Genomic DNA, 16,989 nt, shown 5'->3' on the forward strand with positions numbered 1-16,989 from the left:
TAAATAGAATTTGTCCCGGTTACATAGATAACCTAGTTAATTCATTAATAATGAGGAGGATATGATGTACAGATTGAACAGAAGGTTTAAGGCACTTATTGCAGCTATGCTCGTCATGGTGATGTTATTCAGTACAGGGCTTGACGCCTTGGCTCAAGCAGCTAATCATGATGCAGCGCAGGATAACGCGACCAACAAGGCGATCATGAGCCTGCTTGAGCAGGAATATGGGGCGGAGCAAGCGCCTTTCATTTACGATACATTACGGAAGCTGGGGTTGGTGGACGGCCAGGGCCAACTGGCTACATCACCCGTCATCGTGGATGGACAAGCGTACTCTCTCGATGAGCTGAAGGAGCTGTTAAGCGATCCGGCGACGGATCTATCTCAGATAGCCGAAGTGGATGGTCAACCGATAACCCTTGAATCCCTCAAGAAGATCGTGGATATCGAGTCGGAAGGGATGGGCTTTACTTCCGCAACGGATGCTGTCTATGGTGTTGACTCGAGTACAGTTACCACACAGGTGTATGACCCGCTGCAATTGGAGGATGACAGTTATGAGGGTGCGGTTATCGCCACTGTTAGCAATATTGAATTAAAGATAGGCGCCAATTACTCAGAAAAGAACCATTACGAGACGGACCTTAAGCTTTTGCTATCACGCATTGAAACAGTCTATATTACTTTCCAGTTAAACCGGGCTGTTGATCGGGAGGTATCCTTTGCGTATGAATTAATGGGGGATTACATCATGGAATCCACCTCGGGGGTTGTGGTGTTTGCTCCGAATGAAACGGTTGCTATTCTTAAGATACCGGCTAGAAGCTCTGAAGATGTATTTACCAAACCCTACCATGAAGTAGAGAATGTTGATTACAGCCTCTTAAATTTTGCAGGAGAAGGTATAGCTTACGATATATATTTAGAAACAATGGATACCTTATGGAGCAATTTTGCGAGAGTAGACTATTTGCACTTCTCTCAATTTAAAAATCTGGATGCGATCCATTTTACAGCTAACGCAACAATAAATTGCTTCGTTGCTATACCTAATGGATAAAAGTCCAAACGGACAAGAGCTATCTCAAACGTGAAGGGGATCGCAAGATTGTCCTTTTCGCCACGGAAGGGTGGATTGTTTTGAATATTCAAAAGAATAAGACCAGAGGAAACAAGTGGATTAATGGGTATGAAGGATTCAAATATAAACTAAGTGCTGTGCTTGTTACTGTGCTGCTTGCATCAAGTGTGTTTAAATTCCCCATTTCAGCAGCAGCAACTGGTGGCATCCAAGGGACGATAACGAACGTACCCATTGCTGTAAATGGTGAATTAGAGAAGCAGGATGTCTATTCCATATCTATTAATAACTCCATTTATTTACCACTTCGTGCGACTTCTGAGCTGCTAGGACTAGGGATAAGCTGGAATCAACAAAAACAAGCGGTGTATATTACGACGAGCGTAAACTCAGTGATTCGAACGACTCATGATATGGATACATGGAAAGCTGGGGCTAAAATTTCAGCAAAAGCGTCTGATGCAACTTTATTTATAGATGGCAAGCAGATTCAACTGGTAGATGCGGATGGCAAACCAGTTTCATTAGTAGCCTTTAACGGTAGTATCTATTTGCCCATTCGTGCATTTGGCAATTATCTTGACCTGAAGATAGCTTGGGATGGCGCCAATAGACAAGTCAATATTGATACTCAGTCAGCAAATGAACTGCCAGCAGGAGAGAAAGGCGACCCCGAGGAGAAAGGTGAAAAGGGCGAAGCTGGACCAATTGGACCATCAGGCGCGACGGGTCCTGCCGGTCCGCAAGGTGAAAAGGGAAAAACAGGCGCGACGGGTCCTGCCGGTCCGCAAGGTGAAAAGGGAAAAACAGGCGCGACGGGTCCTGCCGGTCCGCAAGGCGAAAAAGGAGAAACAGGCGCGATGGGTCCTGCCGGTCCGCAAGGTGAAAAAGGAGAAACAGGCATGACGGGTCCTGCCGGTCCGCAAGGTGAAAAGGGCGAAGCAGGCGCGACGGGTCCTGCCGGAGCGAATACTCTTCCTTTTTCAAAATCGATAGTGGCGAATAGGACCCTTACTGCAACTTCAGAGGGAACTACTATTGGCTGGGACACTGGAACGCAAACAATGAATGACTTTGACTATTCGCCTACAGGTATATTAATTATGCATACCGGTTACTATCATATCACTTATCATGTTAATTTAGCGGAACCCAAAAATATTGGCACACGATTGACTGTCAATGGAGCGGTGCGAGATATGTCTGTCATCCCTCCAACAGCCGGTTATGCTCGATCTAGTTTTTCAGTTACTACAGTTGAGTATCTTAGTGCTCGCAGCTTGGTGTCACTCCAACTTTATGGTGCCAATGAAGAGGTGAATTTGATAGAACAAGGTCAAGGTGCTTCATTGTCCATACTTAAGCTATATACTCATTAGTTACTTGCTGTGTGCTATCATGCAAAGAGGTCATCAACCCTAATTAATTCACGTAAAACCCCTTCAAGTTAACTCTTCTACAAGAGTTCTTGAAGGGGTTTTTGGTATAACTAAAATTCGATTAATCCCAATTCTTTTGCACGAGCAACGGCTTGGCCTCTTCGTTTGACTTCGAGCTTGCTGAATAGATTAGTAGCGTGGGTTTTCACCGTAGTCTCGGCAATGCCTAATCTTAGCGAAATGTCTTTGTTGGACAGGCCTTCAGCCATAGCATATAATATCTCTTCTTCCCTTGCCGTTAACGGATCAATTAACGGAGCAACAGGGGCGGAGATTGCAGCAAGGTTGAGCTTGTCGGTTAAATCGTCCTGCGGCTGTCTTGATATTTCCAGGTAAACCGTACGCGATATCATGAGCTCAATAATTAACTTGTCCCTCTCTGTAAATACATTTGGGATGTAGCGGTTTTCCAGATAGATCAGCATGTTTGGCATACCTGGAATGGATACAGGGGCACATAGTATAGCCTGCGGCATGTAAGATCCAATATAAGCATCAGATGAGAACAAGCTTTGAGTAGCATCTGGAATTATTGTCCATGCTCCAGTAGTTGCAGTGTAGCGTAATAGTTTTGACGGGTACTTTTGTGAATCTGCCCAGGATGGAGTAGCCATAATCTGGGGCTTGGATTCGGACCAAATTACTAGCTGACCGCTACTTGCACCCGTTTGCCGAATAACTTGCTCTAATAACTCTTGCAGCAGATTACCTCTTCCGGATATCGCAGATACGCTGGCAAGTTGGGTAAGACTGATTTGTTCTTGTTCATGTTTGGCAGCATCCTCAGGGATTCCAGAAGCGGAATTGGGCTTCTCAGATTGATGATCAGTTAGGGAAGGCCCTTGTGGAGATACATCAGTTTCATCTACATTGTGCCACAATGTTAGGTTTGTAGCGTGATTCTCCCAGAGTTGGGAAAATGAACGGAACAAAGGCGCGTACTCCTGCTGCAGCAGGTTCACCTTAAAGTCCATTCCCCATTTGGAATAAGCAGAACAGGCGTCTATAACGGCAAGAAGCTGATTCCGGGAATCATGCTTGAAGCACAAAGCCAGGCGTTCATGAATGATACCCTCAAGCCACTCGTGTTGTTCAGATCGAGCCATCTCAGCAGCCCGTTGATATTGAAGAACTGCTTTTGCCTCACGGCGATTTATTTTGTTCCATTCTGCTCCCAGTAACTCATATACAGATGAATTAACTCCAAATATGCCTTCCCATTTACGGACTTGTTGTAATCCCTTGCGTAGCATACGAAGGAGTGGATGGCGCCCATCCTCGTTCTGCTCGTATTGACTAATGGAGGTCAGCCATTCATAAATACGTTGCTTTCGGATACGACTCTGATCATAAATGAATTCCGTGTTGCGCGCTTGCTCTGCCCAGATCGCGGCAACATCATATTTTCCGGCAAGATAGGCGGTTTCCAGTTTGCATAGACATTCAAAATTGTCATATTGCGCACGGAGTGGTATTAACTCTGAAGACAAGCCTTCCATAAGAAAACGGTCAGTGCTGGCAGAGTGCCGTAAAGCATTAATATATTGTTTGGTTATTCGATAAATTTCCATGTTAATTATACTACTGACATCATGAAGATGATCTTCGAAGAAAGAAACATAGCTTTCAAATGCAGAAATGTTCTCTCTGCTGGTCAGAATTAAGGATACCCAGGCGAAATTAGTGAAGTTGATATCTCTTGCTTCCATCCCTCGGTACATGGCTTGTCTCATGTATTCGCTGCTTTGTTTGGGCGAATTGATCTGACAACTGAGACTTCTCCAATAATCTGAGAATTGTTTATTTTCCAGATGTGTCAGATATAGCTTCCCAAGATTTCTAAGCTCGTTCGTACCGGGAAGATAGGAAAATTGAGGCAAGAAACGTTCTAACAGCAAGGCATAGCTTCCTAGCACTTCGCTAAATGGGTCATTCATCCCTCTTTTTAACCCATAACGGACAAAGCGGGCATAAAAGTGTATTAACCCGGTAGGGTTCTCTATTAGCTGTGGTATCACAGCCTGTATAGTCATTGTGCAAAGTTGAATATACTCCGGTTCATGATTCTCTGGTAAATGTTCTTGTGCCTCTTTATATCGACGAATCGCCATTTGAGTTCGCATAATTTCAACTAGAACAGAAGTCAAAGAAGGTTTGAGCTTCATCTCCCAGCCGAACAGGGATAAGGCCTCTTGGTGGAAGCGGATCGTTGCCGGATTGTCGTCAAAGGCATGGATATGAATCAGAAAAGAATACGTATCTACTTGCTCAGTTAGAGACGGATTGTTTGAATTCTTCAGTAAATGAACGAGAATGTCTTTAGCCTGATCTACCTGGTCCGACATGTATAGGGACTGGGCAAGAATGAGCTGGGAACGATACAGAACAGAACGAAGCGGCGAGCTCATATTGGCGTCAATATATTGAATGGTAAGCTGGGCGTACTCCCCACTTTTTGCAAATGCTCTACGATCGTGCCAGTATTGGCTGGCCTTATAATTGTGCAGGGCACGTTGCTCTAACTGATGGGGAGAAAGTCCTTGCGAGAGGTTCCAATGCTCCAGCACTTCTTCAAAGAAACGAGGAGAGTCGGGAGCAATCTGTTGTCCCAGCCAACTCGCTATTTGGGAATGCCATACAGCCTGTTGCTCAGGTTCTCTAGCATAGATTAATTGCTTAATTTGCTTATGAATAAAATAATGTTTCTCCTGCGTCCGGGCAAGATAGCCCTCATCCTCCGCTTGCTGCAATAACTTCTGAAGTTGCTCAGGCGAATGTTGCGTCATAGGCATCAGCAGGCTTGCGTCAAAGGGGGTATGGAGGCAGGATGCAAACTGCAACAATTGTTGTGTCTGCTTTGGCAATGTTATGAACTCAGCATAGAACTGACGCTGGTCTATCTCCAGTTTGTTGCTAGTGAACAACAGCTCCTCGCTCCAGCACCACCGCAAGTTATCATCGCAGAATAGATTTTGTTCCTGAATCCACCTTTCGACCTGGGACGAGATGTTGACAATTTCGCCTCCTGTTTGTTCATATAATAGCCGTGCTAATTGATGCACCTGTGGAGTATTTTGTTCCAGCAGGCACGATATGTATTGATATACCTCTTTATAAGAAAGCCGCTCCAGCTTAATTAATTCGCTTGCATCCGGTGGTTGTCCGCGCCAACTATTGTCAGTGTACTCTAGGGTGTCTGTCTGCCGGTACACCACAAGAAGCAAGATGTTTCCGATAACTTGCGGGTTGGGGGCAAGCCTTTGAAGCAGTTGCCAGGATTCCAAGTCGGCCTGCTCCATCTGATCTAACACAATAGCCGCTGGCCCGATAAGTCGCGCAAAGCTGCTCATAAGCTTAATTAGCGTTGCTTCAAGTTCTTGACTGGACAGGGGGGGCTGATCGGAACTGGAGGGGGATTGGCCAAATAGGAGAAGCAATTCCTCCTGAAGCACATTCATACGTCTCCAATTTGGAATTTGCTGCTCGACCATAATGCGTATCTGCTGTGCGATGATGGGCGACTCACTCCAGAGCCGCTGAAAGTAATGCTGAAGCACACTCGAAATGGCCCGGAAAGGAGTGGGTTGATGTTGATGGTTCTGATTGATTTCAATGACCGTTGCCGTTTGCTTGAGCGACTGTATAAATTGCCGGATCAGCGTTGTCTTACCACTACTTTTTTGTCCGGTGATATGAATTAACTTGCCCTGCTCGGGGGAAATGACCTTCCAATGATGCTGAAGCTGCTCGAGTTCCTTGCTCCATGAATGAGCTGTGTGAATTCGTGACACCAAATGGCCTGGGTCCAGTAATAGCAACGTCTGGTGAAGAAGAGCGTCTGGGTGCAGCAAGCCAGCATGGCAAATCTCAAGATCACGTAGCAATGAACGGGCGCTAGGATAGCGCTTCATCATGTTTTTATCGAGCAAGTTCAACAATATCTTCTCTAGCATTGAAGGACAATCGTTACGATAGCGGGCGATAGATGTAGGTGCGTAAGATAAATGAGCCAGTCTCCAATCCATAGGATCATTTACAGCATAGGGCAGATGCCCTGTGAGTAGTTCATACATAATAACACCCAGTGTATACAAATCTGAACGTCCGTCCGGGAGGTGATTAATAATTCCATATTGCTCAGGGGAGAGGTATGCCCTGTCATTTGTAGCTTCCCTTGTCAAGTGAGCCACTTGCTCGCCTGGCTGGATCAGGATGTTCTCGGGATGGAGGCAATTCAGATAAGAGAGTTCTTCATGCTCGTTTTGGAGCGTACGTGCCAGCAGTATAGCCAACTCCAAAAACGGCTCAAGCTCCATGCCATTTGAAGTTATATATTGGGATAATTTTATGCCTTTCATATAGGACACCGCAGTTCTTTTGTAATGATGTAGTATCTATTGCTTCCTAATATAATGATGATACGTCTGGATCAAGGAAGCTGGCAAGTTAAAAATTTGAACTATTTTGTGCGGCAGGGTGCAGGTAACTCGTCCAAGGGTTGTTGGGACATGACATATAACAACATGAACGCTCATATTGTATTTCTAGATGAATGGACAAGGAGCGTGTCGATGTGAACAAAGCCAAGATGACATTCCGGTTTGATGACGAAGGCCGTGAATTCAGGCCAGTTCAGAAGAAGGAGCCGGGAGAGGACAAGGTAGTGCCATTTGGCAGGAGACCGCCGGTGGAACCAGAAGCCTATTCTGCCCCTCAATACCGGGCTGTAGAGACGGTAGAGGAATGGGGCGATCCTTTTACCGATTATACGGGAATGGGGTTAACCGTATTTCCAGATGGACGGGAACGAGAGCGTCTAGACTTGTTGCCTGAAGATGAGGAGGAATGGCGGGAGCCACATTACTCTCGTCCTAGCCGAACCTCATGGTGGAAGGTAGCAGGCTCGCTAACGGGGGCGATTGTAACGGGAGCCTTATTTGGCTTCGTGGTGTTGTCGCTATTTAATCAGGAAATACCACTTCCTATTCCAGGACTGGGCACAGAAACCTCACAGACGAAGGTGGGGGACGACGCCGTTCTTCCGGTCATAGGAGTAATTGATGAAGCGAACAAGTCAAGTGAGGACATGATACCGCAAATCAGTGTGAATCTTTCGGAGCAAACTTACTACTTCCTGCAATATGGTGTATTTAGCTCGGCTAACGGCGTAGAGCTTGCACAGGAGGAACTGCGTACAGCAGGAGTGGCGGCTGCCAGGGACACCGTGGATGAGAAACGGGTATATGCCGGGGTCTCGACAGATCGTGAACAGTCGAAGCTGCTGAGCGGACAATTAAAGGCGGCGGGAGTACATTTAATCTTGCATGAGATCATACTTCCGCAGGCCATCGATGTTGAATTCTCTGGCAATCCGGACAACCTGGAGATTTTTTTCAAACATAGCAGCGAATTAACAGCCTTGCTAAGCTCGGCATCGGCCTCCTTGCTGACAGATGCCGAGCAGGGGACGCTTGGTGCCGAGGATCAGTTACTGTTGGAACAACAACATCAGTTATGGACAGAAAGCGTATCTGCAATCCGTGGCAAATGGTCTGAGGAACAGGCCCTGCACATCAGTGAAATGGAGAAGGCTATGAATGGGGCGGTGGAGGCTATGGGGGAATATGACAAGAGCGGCGCCAAGACGCTACTATGGGAAGTTCAAAACGAAATGATGCGCTTTATCCTGGCTGAGCAATCACTGGTTGCAAAAGGGCTTGAATAAAGGGATTACGGGAAGAAGACAGGGGACTGGAAATCGTTTCCTCTGTCTTTTTTGTGTTTGCACCGGGGACCGAATTAATCATATAATAGGTTAGTGTCAAAATATGGCGAGGATGACAACCCATAAGTTGTAACCATTCCGTCTATGAAACGTCTTTACAAAGGAGAGTTCGGCATTGGAAGCAGCAAACTTGCCTCAGATTATTCTCGCATCGAGCTCGCCTCGGAGGCAAGAATTAATGGCATCCTTAAGCCTTCCGTTTGAGGTTATGCCCAGTCATGCCGATGAATCTACTCCGGCAAATTGGCCTCCAGACCGGATGGTCAAGGAACTGGCCGCTCGCAAGGCGGAGGCTGTCCGGCTCACGCTGGAACCCTCCAGACGCCATGGAATTATCGTAGGCAGCGATACCATCGTTGTCAGGGATGGGGTTGTGTTAGGAAAGCCCCGGACACAGGCAGAAGCGGCGGACATGCTACGCAGTTTACAAGGAAGAAGTCACACGGTATATACCGGTGTTGCCTGTATGGATGCATCTACAGGAACGCATAAGGTTGAATACCGCTCAACCACAGTCACAATGAAAGCTTTAACCGAAGCACAGATTCAAGCCTATGCTCGTAGCGGAGAAGGTTTGGATAAGGCCGGGGCCTACGCTATCCAGGGACTTGGCGCTACAATAGTTACCCACATTGAGGGGTGTTACTTCAATGTGGTTGGATTGCCTATCTCGTTGCTTGTGGATATGTTGAACGATTTTGGCATCTCTGTTTTATAAACGACGGGTAGTGGAAGTGATAAAGCATATCCTTCCGAACTAACATTCGGGAGTGAGGGAATATTTATGGAACAGGTTCCTTATATGCATATGTTGCGGGATCTTCCTGCAGAGGAGCGTCCGCGGGAAAGAATGCTGCAATACGGGGCGGGAGCGCTTAGTCATGCTGAGTTGCTGGCGATTCTGGTCCGCACAGGTACGCGGCAAGAATCAGCGATACATATCGCGCAACGGATGCTGACTGCGGCTGGAGGTCTGCGTGGTCTAGTGGATTTGAGTCTCGATGAAATGCTTCATACGAAAGGGATTGGCCCAGCCAAGGCCATACAACTCAAGGCGGGGATTGAGCTAGGTCGTCGCCTGGCCAAGACAAGGCTGCCGGAGGCGGAAACCATCCGCAGTCCACAGAATGTGGCTGAACTGCTGATGGAACAATTGCGTTATTTGCAACAAGAGCATTTTGTATGTCTTTTTCTAAATACCAAAAATCATATCATTGCTCAGGAGACGCTTTCCATCGGAAGTTTGAATGCTTCCATCGTACATCCGCGGGAGGTATTTCGTGCCGCGATCAAGTGCAGTAGTGCTTCGATTGTTTGCGCTCATAACCATCCAAGCGGGGATCCGACGCCTAGCCCAGAGGATATCCAGTTGACCAGACGGCTCTGTGAGGCCGGAGAAATTGTGGGAATCGATGTCCTCGATCATATTGTGATCGGAGACGGGAAGTTCGTCAGTTTGAAGGAGCAGGGCTTGATGTAATATAATAGTTTAGATACAGAAGGAAAGGAAGAAAACAGCATGTTGGGTGGCTTTACGAAAGACTTGGGAATTGACTTGGGAACAGCGAATACGTTGGTATATATTAGAGGTAAGGGCATTATCGTTCGAGAGCCTTCGGTGGTTGCAATTCATACGGACACCAAGAGTATTGTGGCTGTCGGTGAATCGGCTAAGAAGATGATTGGGAGAACTCCGGGCAACATCCGGGCGATCCGGCCGATGAAGGATGGTGTCATTGCCGATTTCGATACAACAGCAACTATGATTAAATACTTTATCAGACAGGCGCAGAAGCAACGCTCGTTGTTTCAACGCCATCCGAACGTAATGGTTTGCGTTCCTTCAGGAATTACGGCAGTTGAACAGCGTGCTGTAGAGGATGCGACCAAGCAGGCTGGGGCACGCGAAGCTTATACAATCGAGGAGCCTTTCGCCGCGGCTATTGGCGCAGACCTTCCGGTCTGGGAGCCTACTGGCAGTATGGTAGTAGACATCGGCGGTGGTACGACAGAGGTGGCTGTAATTTCATTGGGCGGCATCGTGACCAGTCGATCTGTTCGCGTTGCAGGTGACGAAATGGATGAGGCCATCATCCAGTATATCAAGCGCCAATACAATTTGATGATTGGTGAACGTACCTCTGAGCAACTTAAGATGGATATCGGCTCCGCACTGGCGCTAGAGCAGGTGGAGACGATGGAAATTCGTGGGCGTGACCTTGTGAGCGGATTGCCGAAGACGATTACAATTACTTCGGATGAAATTTCTGATGCTTTGAGTGATACGGTGGGGGCTATTGTGGACGCTGTGAAGGTTACCCTTGAGAAGTGTCCACCCGAGCTTGCTGCAGACATTATGGATCGAGGAATCGTATTAACTGGTGGCGGAGCTTTGCTTCGCAATTTGGATAAATTGCTGGCCAGCGAAACGGGGATGCCGGTAATCGTAGCCGAGAACCCGCTTGATTGTGTGGCCATCGGTACGGGACGGGCACTCGACAATATCCATTTATTTAAGGCGAAAAGTAGTTCCGCCCTTCGTTCCAAACGATAATTTCGCATGGAGGAAGGCACCCTGATGAATAAAGCGGCGCCGTCCTGAAAGAGGAAGCTCTTATGGGCGGCCTATGCCGTTTTTTTTGATTGAAATATGTAAGGTTGGAGGGTGCTAAAACTGTTTAAGCTGCTTGGCAACAAAAGATTGTTTATTTTGTTGATGGGACTCATTTTATTTATTGCGGTAATGGGTTTTACCTTGGGATCAAGAACCTCCTTATCTTGGCCTGAGAAATTTGTCAAAGACACGGTGGGTTTTGTCCAATACGTGTTCTACAAGCCCGCTAGCTTTGTAGCGGGCTTGTTTGAAGATATTGCGAACCTTAGAGCGTTGCAAGAGGAGAATGAGCAATTAAAGATTGCTTTGGCACATTACACGCGGGATAAAGCCACTTATAATTGGATTGCTCAAGAGAATGAACGCTTGTATGAGAAGCTTCAGTTTACCGAGAGTCAAAAAGAACTCTATAACTACACATGGAAGATCGCCCAGGTCATTAGCGTAAATGATGATCCGGTGAATCGTACCATTGTGCTGAACTTGGGGGCCAGAGAGGGCGTCAAGGAAGGGATGGCTGTTACTTCCGATAAGGGACTAGTTGGCGTGATTAGCCATGTTAGCAACTTTACGTCTACCGTCAAACTGGTAACTTCTATGGACGCCCGAGATCCGAATTCCAATGGAATCGCCGTGACGGCTCAAGGCAAAGAGAATGACGTGTTTGGCATGATTGAGACGTTTGATCAAGAACAAGATATGTTTCTTATGACTCGAATTGAAGATGCAACGCCCTTAAAGGAAGAGGATTTGATCGTATCTTCCGGAATCGGAGGCGTGTTCCCTCGGGGCATGGTCATAGGTAAGGTGAAGAGCATCCAAGTTGGCGAATACGGACTTACGTATACAGCTACGGTAGAACCTTCTGCAAGCTTTACTGATTGGAAGGAATTGTTTATTGTGTTCCAGCCGGAAGGTGAAGAAGAGTGAGTAAGCGCAAAATGTTGCTATTGCTGCTCGTTTTTGTTTTATTCATTCTGGAGGGCACCCTTATTCCTTGGTTGGTACCGGGAGCATGGCAAACCCGGATTACTCCGCATCTTGTTTATGTGGTCATTTTATATTTCTCCGTTTATGAACACCGACATACGGGACTTGTCCTGGGCCTGACATTCGGTATCCTTCATGATATCGTATTCTATGGAGCTTTGATTGGAACATACTCGTTTGCCATGGGCTTGTCGGGCTATTTGCTGGGATTGCTATCCCGCTCGCAGCGTGCGCCGCTTCCTCTGATGATGATTATTGTCCTGCTCGGCAGTCTGTTGCTAGATTCCATTCTGTTTGGTACTTATTCGCTATTTGAATTGACTCACCAGCCGTACACCTGGGCTTTGACAAATCACATTATTCCTAATGTATTTGTGCAGTTTATTTTTGCGCTGGCTATTTATGTGCCGCTACGACGGCAGTTGGAAATTATTACCCGTAGACGGTCTCCCGATGAGGCGGCTTGACAAATCGTGCAGTTTTCCTTGTCGCAAGCAGGAACTTTCCCGCTCTGGAACGAATTGATTAGGAGGGAGGGACAGGCTAATGACAGTGAAATCCAACCACGTGACGATAAAAGGCATTAAGGATGGCCTGGTTTTCCTGCTAGACGATCAATGTGAATTTTCAAGTCTGCTGGAAGAACTTAAATATAAATTAGAGTTTAGTCATCAAAATATTTTGACCGGTCCAATCATCCATATCGATGTGAAGCTGGGCATGCGCATCGTCACCGAGGACCAGAAAGACATGATCCTTGATATATTGAAGCAAAAGGGCAATCTGCTTGTCCGTTCCTTCGAAATGCCCGAGATTGTCCAAGATAGCTCGGCAAATGGAATGACAACCATTGCGGGAATTGTCCGTTCGGGTCAGGTGCTGCATCATGAAGGTCATCTATTGTTCGTCGGAGATGTCAACCCAGGCGGGTTGATTCGGTGTACTGGCGACATTCTAATCCTGGGTGCACTTAGGGGAATGGCGCATGCAGGACTTGAGGGCAATGATAAATCAATTATCGCGGCATCGTATCTATCCCCGACTCAGTTGCGAATCGCGGAGACAATTAGTCGGCCTCCGGATGAATGGGAGAACCGGGAGACAAGTATGGAGTTTGCTTATTTACAGGATGGAAAGATGCAGATTGACAAGATTACGAACGTAACCCGGGTCAGACCGGATTTCAACGTGTTTAGAGGGGTGTGAATCATGGGAGAAGCTATCGTAATAACGTCTGGCAAAGGCGGCGTCGGCAAGACGACGACCTCGGCCAACATCGGTACGGCATTGGCGCTGCTAGGGAAGAAAGTTTGCTTGGTAGACACGGATATTGGCCTGCGTAACTTGGATGTGGTCATGGGGCTGGAGAATCGTATCATCTATGATCTGATTGACGTTGCCGAAGGCCGTTGCCGCCTGAATCAAGCCCTGGTGAAGGACAAGCGGTTTGAAGAGCTTTATATGCTGCCTGCGGCGCAAACGAAAGACAAAAATTCAATTACACCTGAGCAGGTAAAGGATATTATTCTGGAATTAAAGAAAGAATTCGAATATGTCATTATCGACTGTCCGGCAGGAATCGAGCAGGGCTTCAAGAATGCTATTGCCGGAGCTGACCGGGCTATTGTCGTGACGACCCCGGAACATGCGGCTGTACGTGATGCTGACCGGATTATCGGTTTGCTGGAGAGCTCGCATATTGATTCCCCCAAACTGGTGGTCAATCGGATCAAGATCAATATGATGAAATCCGGAGATATGCTGGATATTGAGGGCATCTTGCAAGTCCTTAACATCGATTTGATCGGTATTGTACCAGATGACGAGAAGGTCATTAAGGCTGCAAATAGCGGGGAGCCTACGGTGATGAACCCGGATTCACCTGCTGCGATTGCCTACCGTAACATTGCAAGACGAATTTTAGGTGATACGGTGCCTCTGATGCTCATGGATCAGAAGAAGAGCGTGTTCACACGCTTTAAGAAGCTTTTTGGAATGGGTGGATAATCGTTGCTGTTTAAGCTCAAAAAACTGGACTGGCTGATGGTGAGCATCCTGGGGCTGTTTATGCTCTTCAGTACCTTGCTGGTGCGCAGCGCCATCGCTCCTTACGAATCGGAATTTCGTAACTACGATATCAAGACGCTGCTGTTCTATGTCTTGGGGTTTATCGTTGTCTTTAGCGTAGCACTGGTCGATTATCGCACCTTGCTGCGCTTTAGCTGGTATTTCTACGGTGCCGGTTGCGTGCTGTTGGTGCTGGTCTACCTGTTTGCTCCGGAAATAAACGGTGCTCGGAGTTGGTTTCGCATCGGGGGGCTGCAATTTCAACCCGCCGAGTTGGTTAAGGTCATTCTAATTGTGACTACGGCCTACCTCCTGGGGAAAAAACAAGGAAAACCTCTGCAATTCCGCCGTGACATCATACCCATCACCTTGGTAACGCTGCTCCCTTTCTTTCTCGTTCTGATTCAACCTGATTTGGGGAATGCCATTATCTATCTCGTGGTTCTAGTGGGGATGCTCTGGATTGGCAATGCAAGGTACAGCCATGTTCTGATTGCCTTGACCGCAGCCGTGGCAGCTTTGATTCTGGCGGTGACGTTGTTCAATGCCTTCAATACAGAGATTCAGGACTACCTTACCAAGCATCAAAAGCTACACTGGTATCAACGAATTAACACCTTTATTAATCCGGACCAGGCCTCTAGCGATGATAAACATCAGTCGAACTATGCCAAGATAGCCATTGGTTCAGGTGGACTACTTGGTGATGGCTACATGAAGGGCGAACTGAAGAATAAGAAGTTTATTCCTTACCCTTATTCTGATTCCATTTTCGTCGTGGTCGGCGAAGAGTTTGGGTTTGTTGGTTCTTCGCTGCTGTTGCTGCTTTATTTTCTGTTTATCTATCGAATGATTCTGATCGCCTTGCATTGCATTGATAAACGAGGGGCCTATGTGATTATTGGTATCGTAGCCATGTTTCTGTTTCAGATCTTCGAAAATGTAGGTATGATGATTGGTCTTATGCCAATTACGGGGATTACACTACCGTTCATCAGCTATGGTGGAACCTCTCTGCTGATTAATATGTTATGTATTGGACTGGTGTTCAGCATTAAGCTACATCAGGAGAAATATAAAGTGAATTAAACGCGACCGATGCATGGGCATCGGTTTTTTTGCACTTTATGGGGCATTAGCCTAATCAGGCTTGTTCATAATCCAATCCGGAAGCTCATAAGTATAAGTACAGGCCCCGCTTGACGGGAAACGCTGTGGCGAAGCGACCGGAGGGATTAGTGATGGATGTTAAAACCAATGTAAGGAAGCGAAGAGAGCAGCGAATTCGCGAGTTGACGATGCAAGGACAAGTAAAGTTGACTCCCGCGGAGCGGGACAAGATATCGGATAGACCAACAGTCTCCTATTTTGAACGACTAGGCACTGCGGAATCGGCGGAGGGCATAGAGCGTGATCCGGAGCTGTTATGGAAGCGGGGACAGGGCCGATGGCAGGCCCCCTATGCTGGTGCTTATGGCGGTGACGGAGATGGGGGAGATTCTGGTCCTAAATCTTCTATCTGGAGCGCAATGTTCGCTCGTCTGATGATCAGCGCTATGCTGTTCGCTGGTTTCTGGGGAATACACCATTATGAGCCGTCCTGGGCGTCACCCATCCGTGTCTTTGTTGCGCAGTCGCTCACAGAAGAGATGGATTTCAAAGCCATTGAGACGTGGTACACAAGTCATTTCGGCGGAGCACCGTCATTTATTCCTATATTTGAAACTCATGAAGAGGATAGCCTTAAGGTAGGGGCGCAGAGCGGGTTCACCCCCCCGCTGGAGGGAAGCTTGGCAGGCCCGTTTGCCCTGAGTTTGAAAGGGGTAGAGATTGTTCCCGATACGGTGCGTAGCGCTGGAGTGGTACAAGTCAGAAGCATTGAAACGGGGAGGATACTGTCTGTGGCAAACGACGCTTTGACCGGACTAACGGTCACTGTCCAGCATGCTGGTGGATACGTATCCGTCTATGGGCGTCTGGACCAGATTTCCGTGGACAAAGGTGACTGGCTGGAGGGCGGGGATGTGCTGGGCACTTTGCCGCAGTTTGTACAAACTCCACGCCCAACGCTCTATTTTGCTCTCAAAAAAGAGGATCGCTATATCGACCCGGCGGATGTGGTGCCGCTTGATTAGATATGGCGGCATGACATTGTCCTTCCATCCTTTCTTTGTGATCTTGATGATGACTTCGGTACTAACAGGTCATTTTCTTGAACTACTGGCCTTGTTTAGTATCGTCTTTATTCATGAAATGGGGCATGTTCTTGCGGCACGCCTCTTCGGCATCAAGGTCTTGTCTGTTGAACTGCTTCCATTCGGTGGAGTCGCCGTCATGGAAGAGGCAGGTGATATTACAGCGGTACGAGAGATCGTGGTGGCCTTGGCGGGTCCCTTGCAGAACATCTTACTGGTTGCCGCCTCTCTGCTGCTTCATGCTGCCGGATGGTGGGACGGGCCCTTTCTGGATTATTTTATCACCAGCAATTTGCTTATCGCTTTGTTCAATCTGTTGCCCATTTTGCCTCTGGATGGAGGAAAGGTCTGCCAGGCCTTGTGCAGCATTATCTTGCCTTACCATGCTACCCTGATTTGGTCATACCGAATTAGTCTGGTGTTCAGTGTGCTGGTCGTCGTGTATTCCGCTCTTCCGCTCTTATTTACGGCAGGGGGATTGCAGCTTAATTTGCTATTGATTGGCCTGTTTTTGCTCTATTCCAATATCGTGGATTACCGGAATATTCCTTACCGTTTTTTGCGCTTCTTGATGAACCGGGACCAGCGCTTTGCCAGGCATCTGCTGACTGGGACTTTAGCCCAGCCCATCATTGCTGAGAGAACGCAACCTTTAGATCACATTCTACGTTTGTTTAGAAGGGAAAAGTATCACTTTATCTATGTGATGAACCCGCGAGGGCACATCGTTGCGGTCGTCCCGGAACAGAGAGTGATTTCCTCTTTCTTACAGGGAGGTTCGGGTGCTTGAGGCAACAAAGTCATGTTATAATATA

14 protein-coding genes are annotated in these 16,989 nt (G+C 47.3%); 13 read left to right on the forward strand and 1 reads right to left on the reverse strand.

What is annotated here, in order from left to right:
* Positions 1-64: 64 nt before the first annotated feature.
* Together BN3279_RS05670 and BN3279_RS24340 are read left to right on the forward strand one after the other, a co-directional pair.
* Positions 65-1,063, forward strand: coding sequence for a hypothetical protein (locus BN3279_RS05670; RefSeq protein WP_059049642.1), 999 nt, complete (start codon positions 65-67; stop codon positions 1,061-1,063).
* Between the two features lie 80 nt (positions 1,064-1,143).
* Positions 1,144-2,463 carry a stalk domain-containing protein gene (locus tag BN3279_RS24340; protein WP_059049643.1) on the forward strand — a complete coding sequence of 440 codons (1,320 nt, stop codon included), beginning with the start codon at positions 1,144-1,146 and terminating at the stop codon, positions 2,461-2,463.
* 110 nt (positions 2,464-2,573) lie between these two features.
* Here the strand turns inward: BN3279_RS24340 and BN3279_RS05680 are convergent, their stop codons facing one another.
* A complete protein-coding gene (locus BN3279_RS05680; protein WP_222860880.1) occupies positions 2,574-6,839 on the reverse strand; it encodes a helix-turn-helix transcriptional regulator in 4,266 nt (1,421 codons plus the stop codon).
* Positions 6,840-7,075: 236 nt separating this feature from the next.
* Between BN3279_RS05680 and BN3279_RS05685 the strand changes: the two genes are divergently transcribed.
* From BN3279_RS05685 to BN3279_RS05735, 11 genes are all read left to right on the forward strand, one after another.
* Positions 7,076-8,248, forward strand: a complete 1,173-nt coding sequence (locus BN3279_RS05685) for an SPOR domain-containing protein (protein WP_232436766.1) — start codon at positions 7,076-7,078, stop codon at positions 8,246-8,248.
* Positions 8,249-8,423: 175 nt separating this feature from the next.
* Complete coding sequence (locus tag BN3279_RS05690; RefSeq protein ID WP_059049646.1) at positions 8,424-9,026, forward strand: Maf family protein; 603 nt, start codon at positions 8,424-8,426, stop codon at positions 9,024-9,026.
* Between the two features lie 66 nt (positions 9,027-9,092).
* Positions 9,093-9,788: a RadC family protein gene (gene radC, locus BN3279_RS05695; protein ID WP_059049647.1), complete on the forward strand. Its 696-nt coding sequence runs from the start codon at positions 9,093-9,095 to the stop codon at positions 9,786-9,788.
* A gap of 39 nt (positions 9,789-9,827) precedes the next feature.
* Entirely contained in the window at positions 9,828-10,862 is a 1,035-nt protein-coding gene (locus tag BN3279_RS05700) for a rod shape-determining protein (protein ID WP_059049648.1), read from the forward strand.
* Between the two features lie 111 nt (positions 10,863-10,973).
* A complete protein-coding gene (gene mreC / locus BN3279_RS05705) occupies positions 10,974-11,852 on the forward strand; it encodes a rod shape-determining protein MreC (protein WP_059049649.1) in 879 nt (292 codons plus the stop codon).
* Positions 11,849-12,379, forward strand: a complete 531-nt coding sequence (mreD, locus tag BN3279_RS05710) for a rod shape-determining protein MreD (protein ID WP_082672950.1) — start codon at positions 11,849-11,851, stop codon at positions 12,377-12,379. The genes mreC and mreD overlap by 4 nt, the downstream gene beginning before the upstream one ends.
* Positions 12,380-12,458: 79 nt before the next feature.
* Positions 12,459-13,118 (forward strand): septum site-determining protein MinC, encoded by a 660-nt coding sequence (minC, locus tag BN3279_RS05715; RefSeq protein ID WP_059049650.1) that lies wholly within the window; start codon positions 12,459-12,461, stop codon positions 13,116-13,118.
* A gap of 3 nt (positions 13,119-13,121) precedes the next feature.
* Positions 13,122-13,919, forward strand: a complete 798-nt coding sequence (gene minD, locus BN3279_RS05720; protein WP_059049651.1) for a septum site-determining protein MinD — start codon at positions 13,122-13,124, stop codon at positions 13,917-13,919.
* Between the two features lie 3 nt (positions 13,920-13,922).
* Positions 13,923-15,068 (forward strand): FtsW/RodA/SpoVE family cell cycle protein, encoded by a 1,146-nt coding sequence (locus BN3279_RS05725; RefSeq protein ID WP_059049652.1) that lies wholly within the window; start codon positions 13,923-13,925, stop codon positions 15,066-15,068.
* A 152-nt stretch (positions 15,069-15,220) separates the two neighbouring features.
* Entirely contained in the window at positions 15,221-16,114 is an 894-nt protein-coding gene (locus BN3279_RS05730) for a M23 family metallopeptidase (protein WP_059049653.1), read from the forward strand.
* The gene (locus BN3279_RS05735; protein WP_059049654.1) at positions 16,107-16,964 is read left to right on the forward strand and encodes a M50 family metallopeptidase; all 858 of its coding nucleotides are present in this window, start codon (positions 16,107-16,109) and stop codon (positions 16,962-16,964) included. The genes BN3279_RS05730 and BN3279_RS05735 overlap by 8 nt, the downstream gene beginning before the upstream one ends.
* Positions 16,965-16,989 lie beyond the last annotated feature (25 nt).

Source organism: Paenibacillus senegalimassiliensis, assembly GCF_001486585.1.
Taxonomy (GTDB): domain Bacteria; phylum Bacillota; class Bacilli; order Paenibacillales; family Paenibacillaceae; genus Fontibacillus; species Fontibacillus senegalimassiliensis.

What these genes read in the sequence shown, in the direction of transcription:
- BN3279_RS05670 (WP_059049642.1), top strand. Translation starts at nt 65, where the DNA reads ATGTACAGATTGAACAGAAGGTTTAAGGCACTTATTGCAGCTATGCTC.
- BN3279_RS05680 (WP_222860880.1), bottom strand. Translation starts at nt 6,839, where the DNA reads ATGGAGCTTGAGCCGTTTTTGGAGTTGGCTATACTGCTGGCACGTACG.
- BN3279_RS05685 (WP_232436766.1), top strand. Translation starts at nt 7,076, where the DNA reads ATGGACAAGGAGCGTGTCGATGTGAACAAAGCCAAGATGACATTCCGG.
- radC (WP_059049647.1), top strand. Translation starts at nt 9,093, where the DNA reads ATGGAACAGGTTCCTTATATGCATATGTTGCGGGATCTTCCTGCAGAG.
- BN3279_RS05700 (WP_059049648.1), top strand. Translation starts at nt 9,828, where the DNA reads ATGTTGGGTGGCTTTACGAAAGACTTGGGAATTGACTTGGGAACAGCG.
- minC (WP_059049650.1), top strand. Translation starts at nt 12,459, where the DNA reads ATGACAGTGAAATCCAACCACGTGACGATAAAAGGCATTAAGGATGGC.
- minD (WP_059049651.1), top strand. Translation starts at nt 13,122, where the DNA reads ATGGGAGAAGCTATCGTAATAACGTCTGGCAAAGGCGGCGTCGGCAAG.
- BN3279_RS05730 (WP_059049653.1), top strand. Translation starts at nt 15,221, where the DNA reads ATGGATGTTAAAACCAATGTAAGGAAGCGAAGAGAGCAGCGAATTCGC.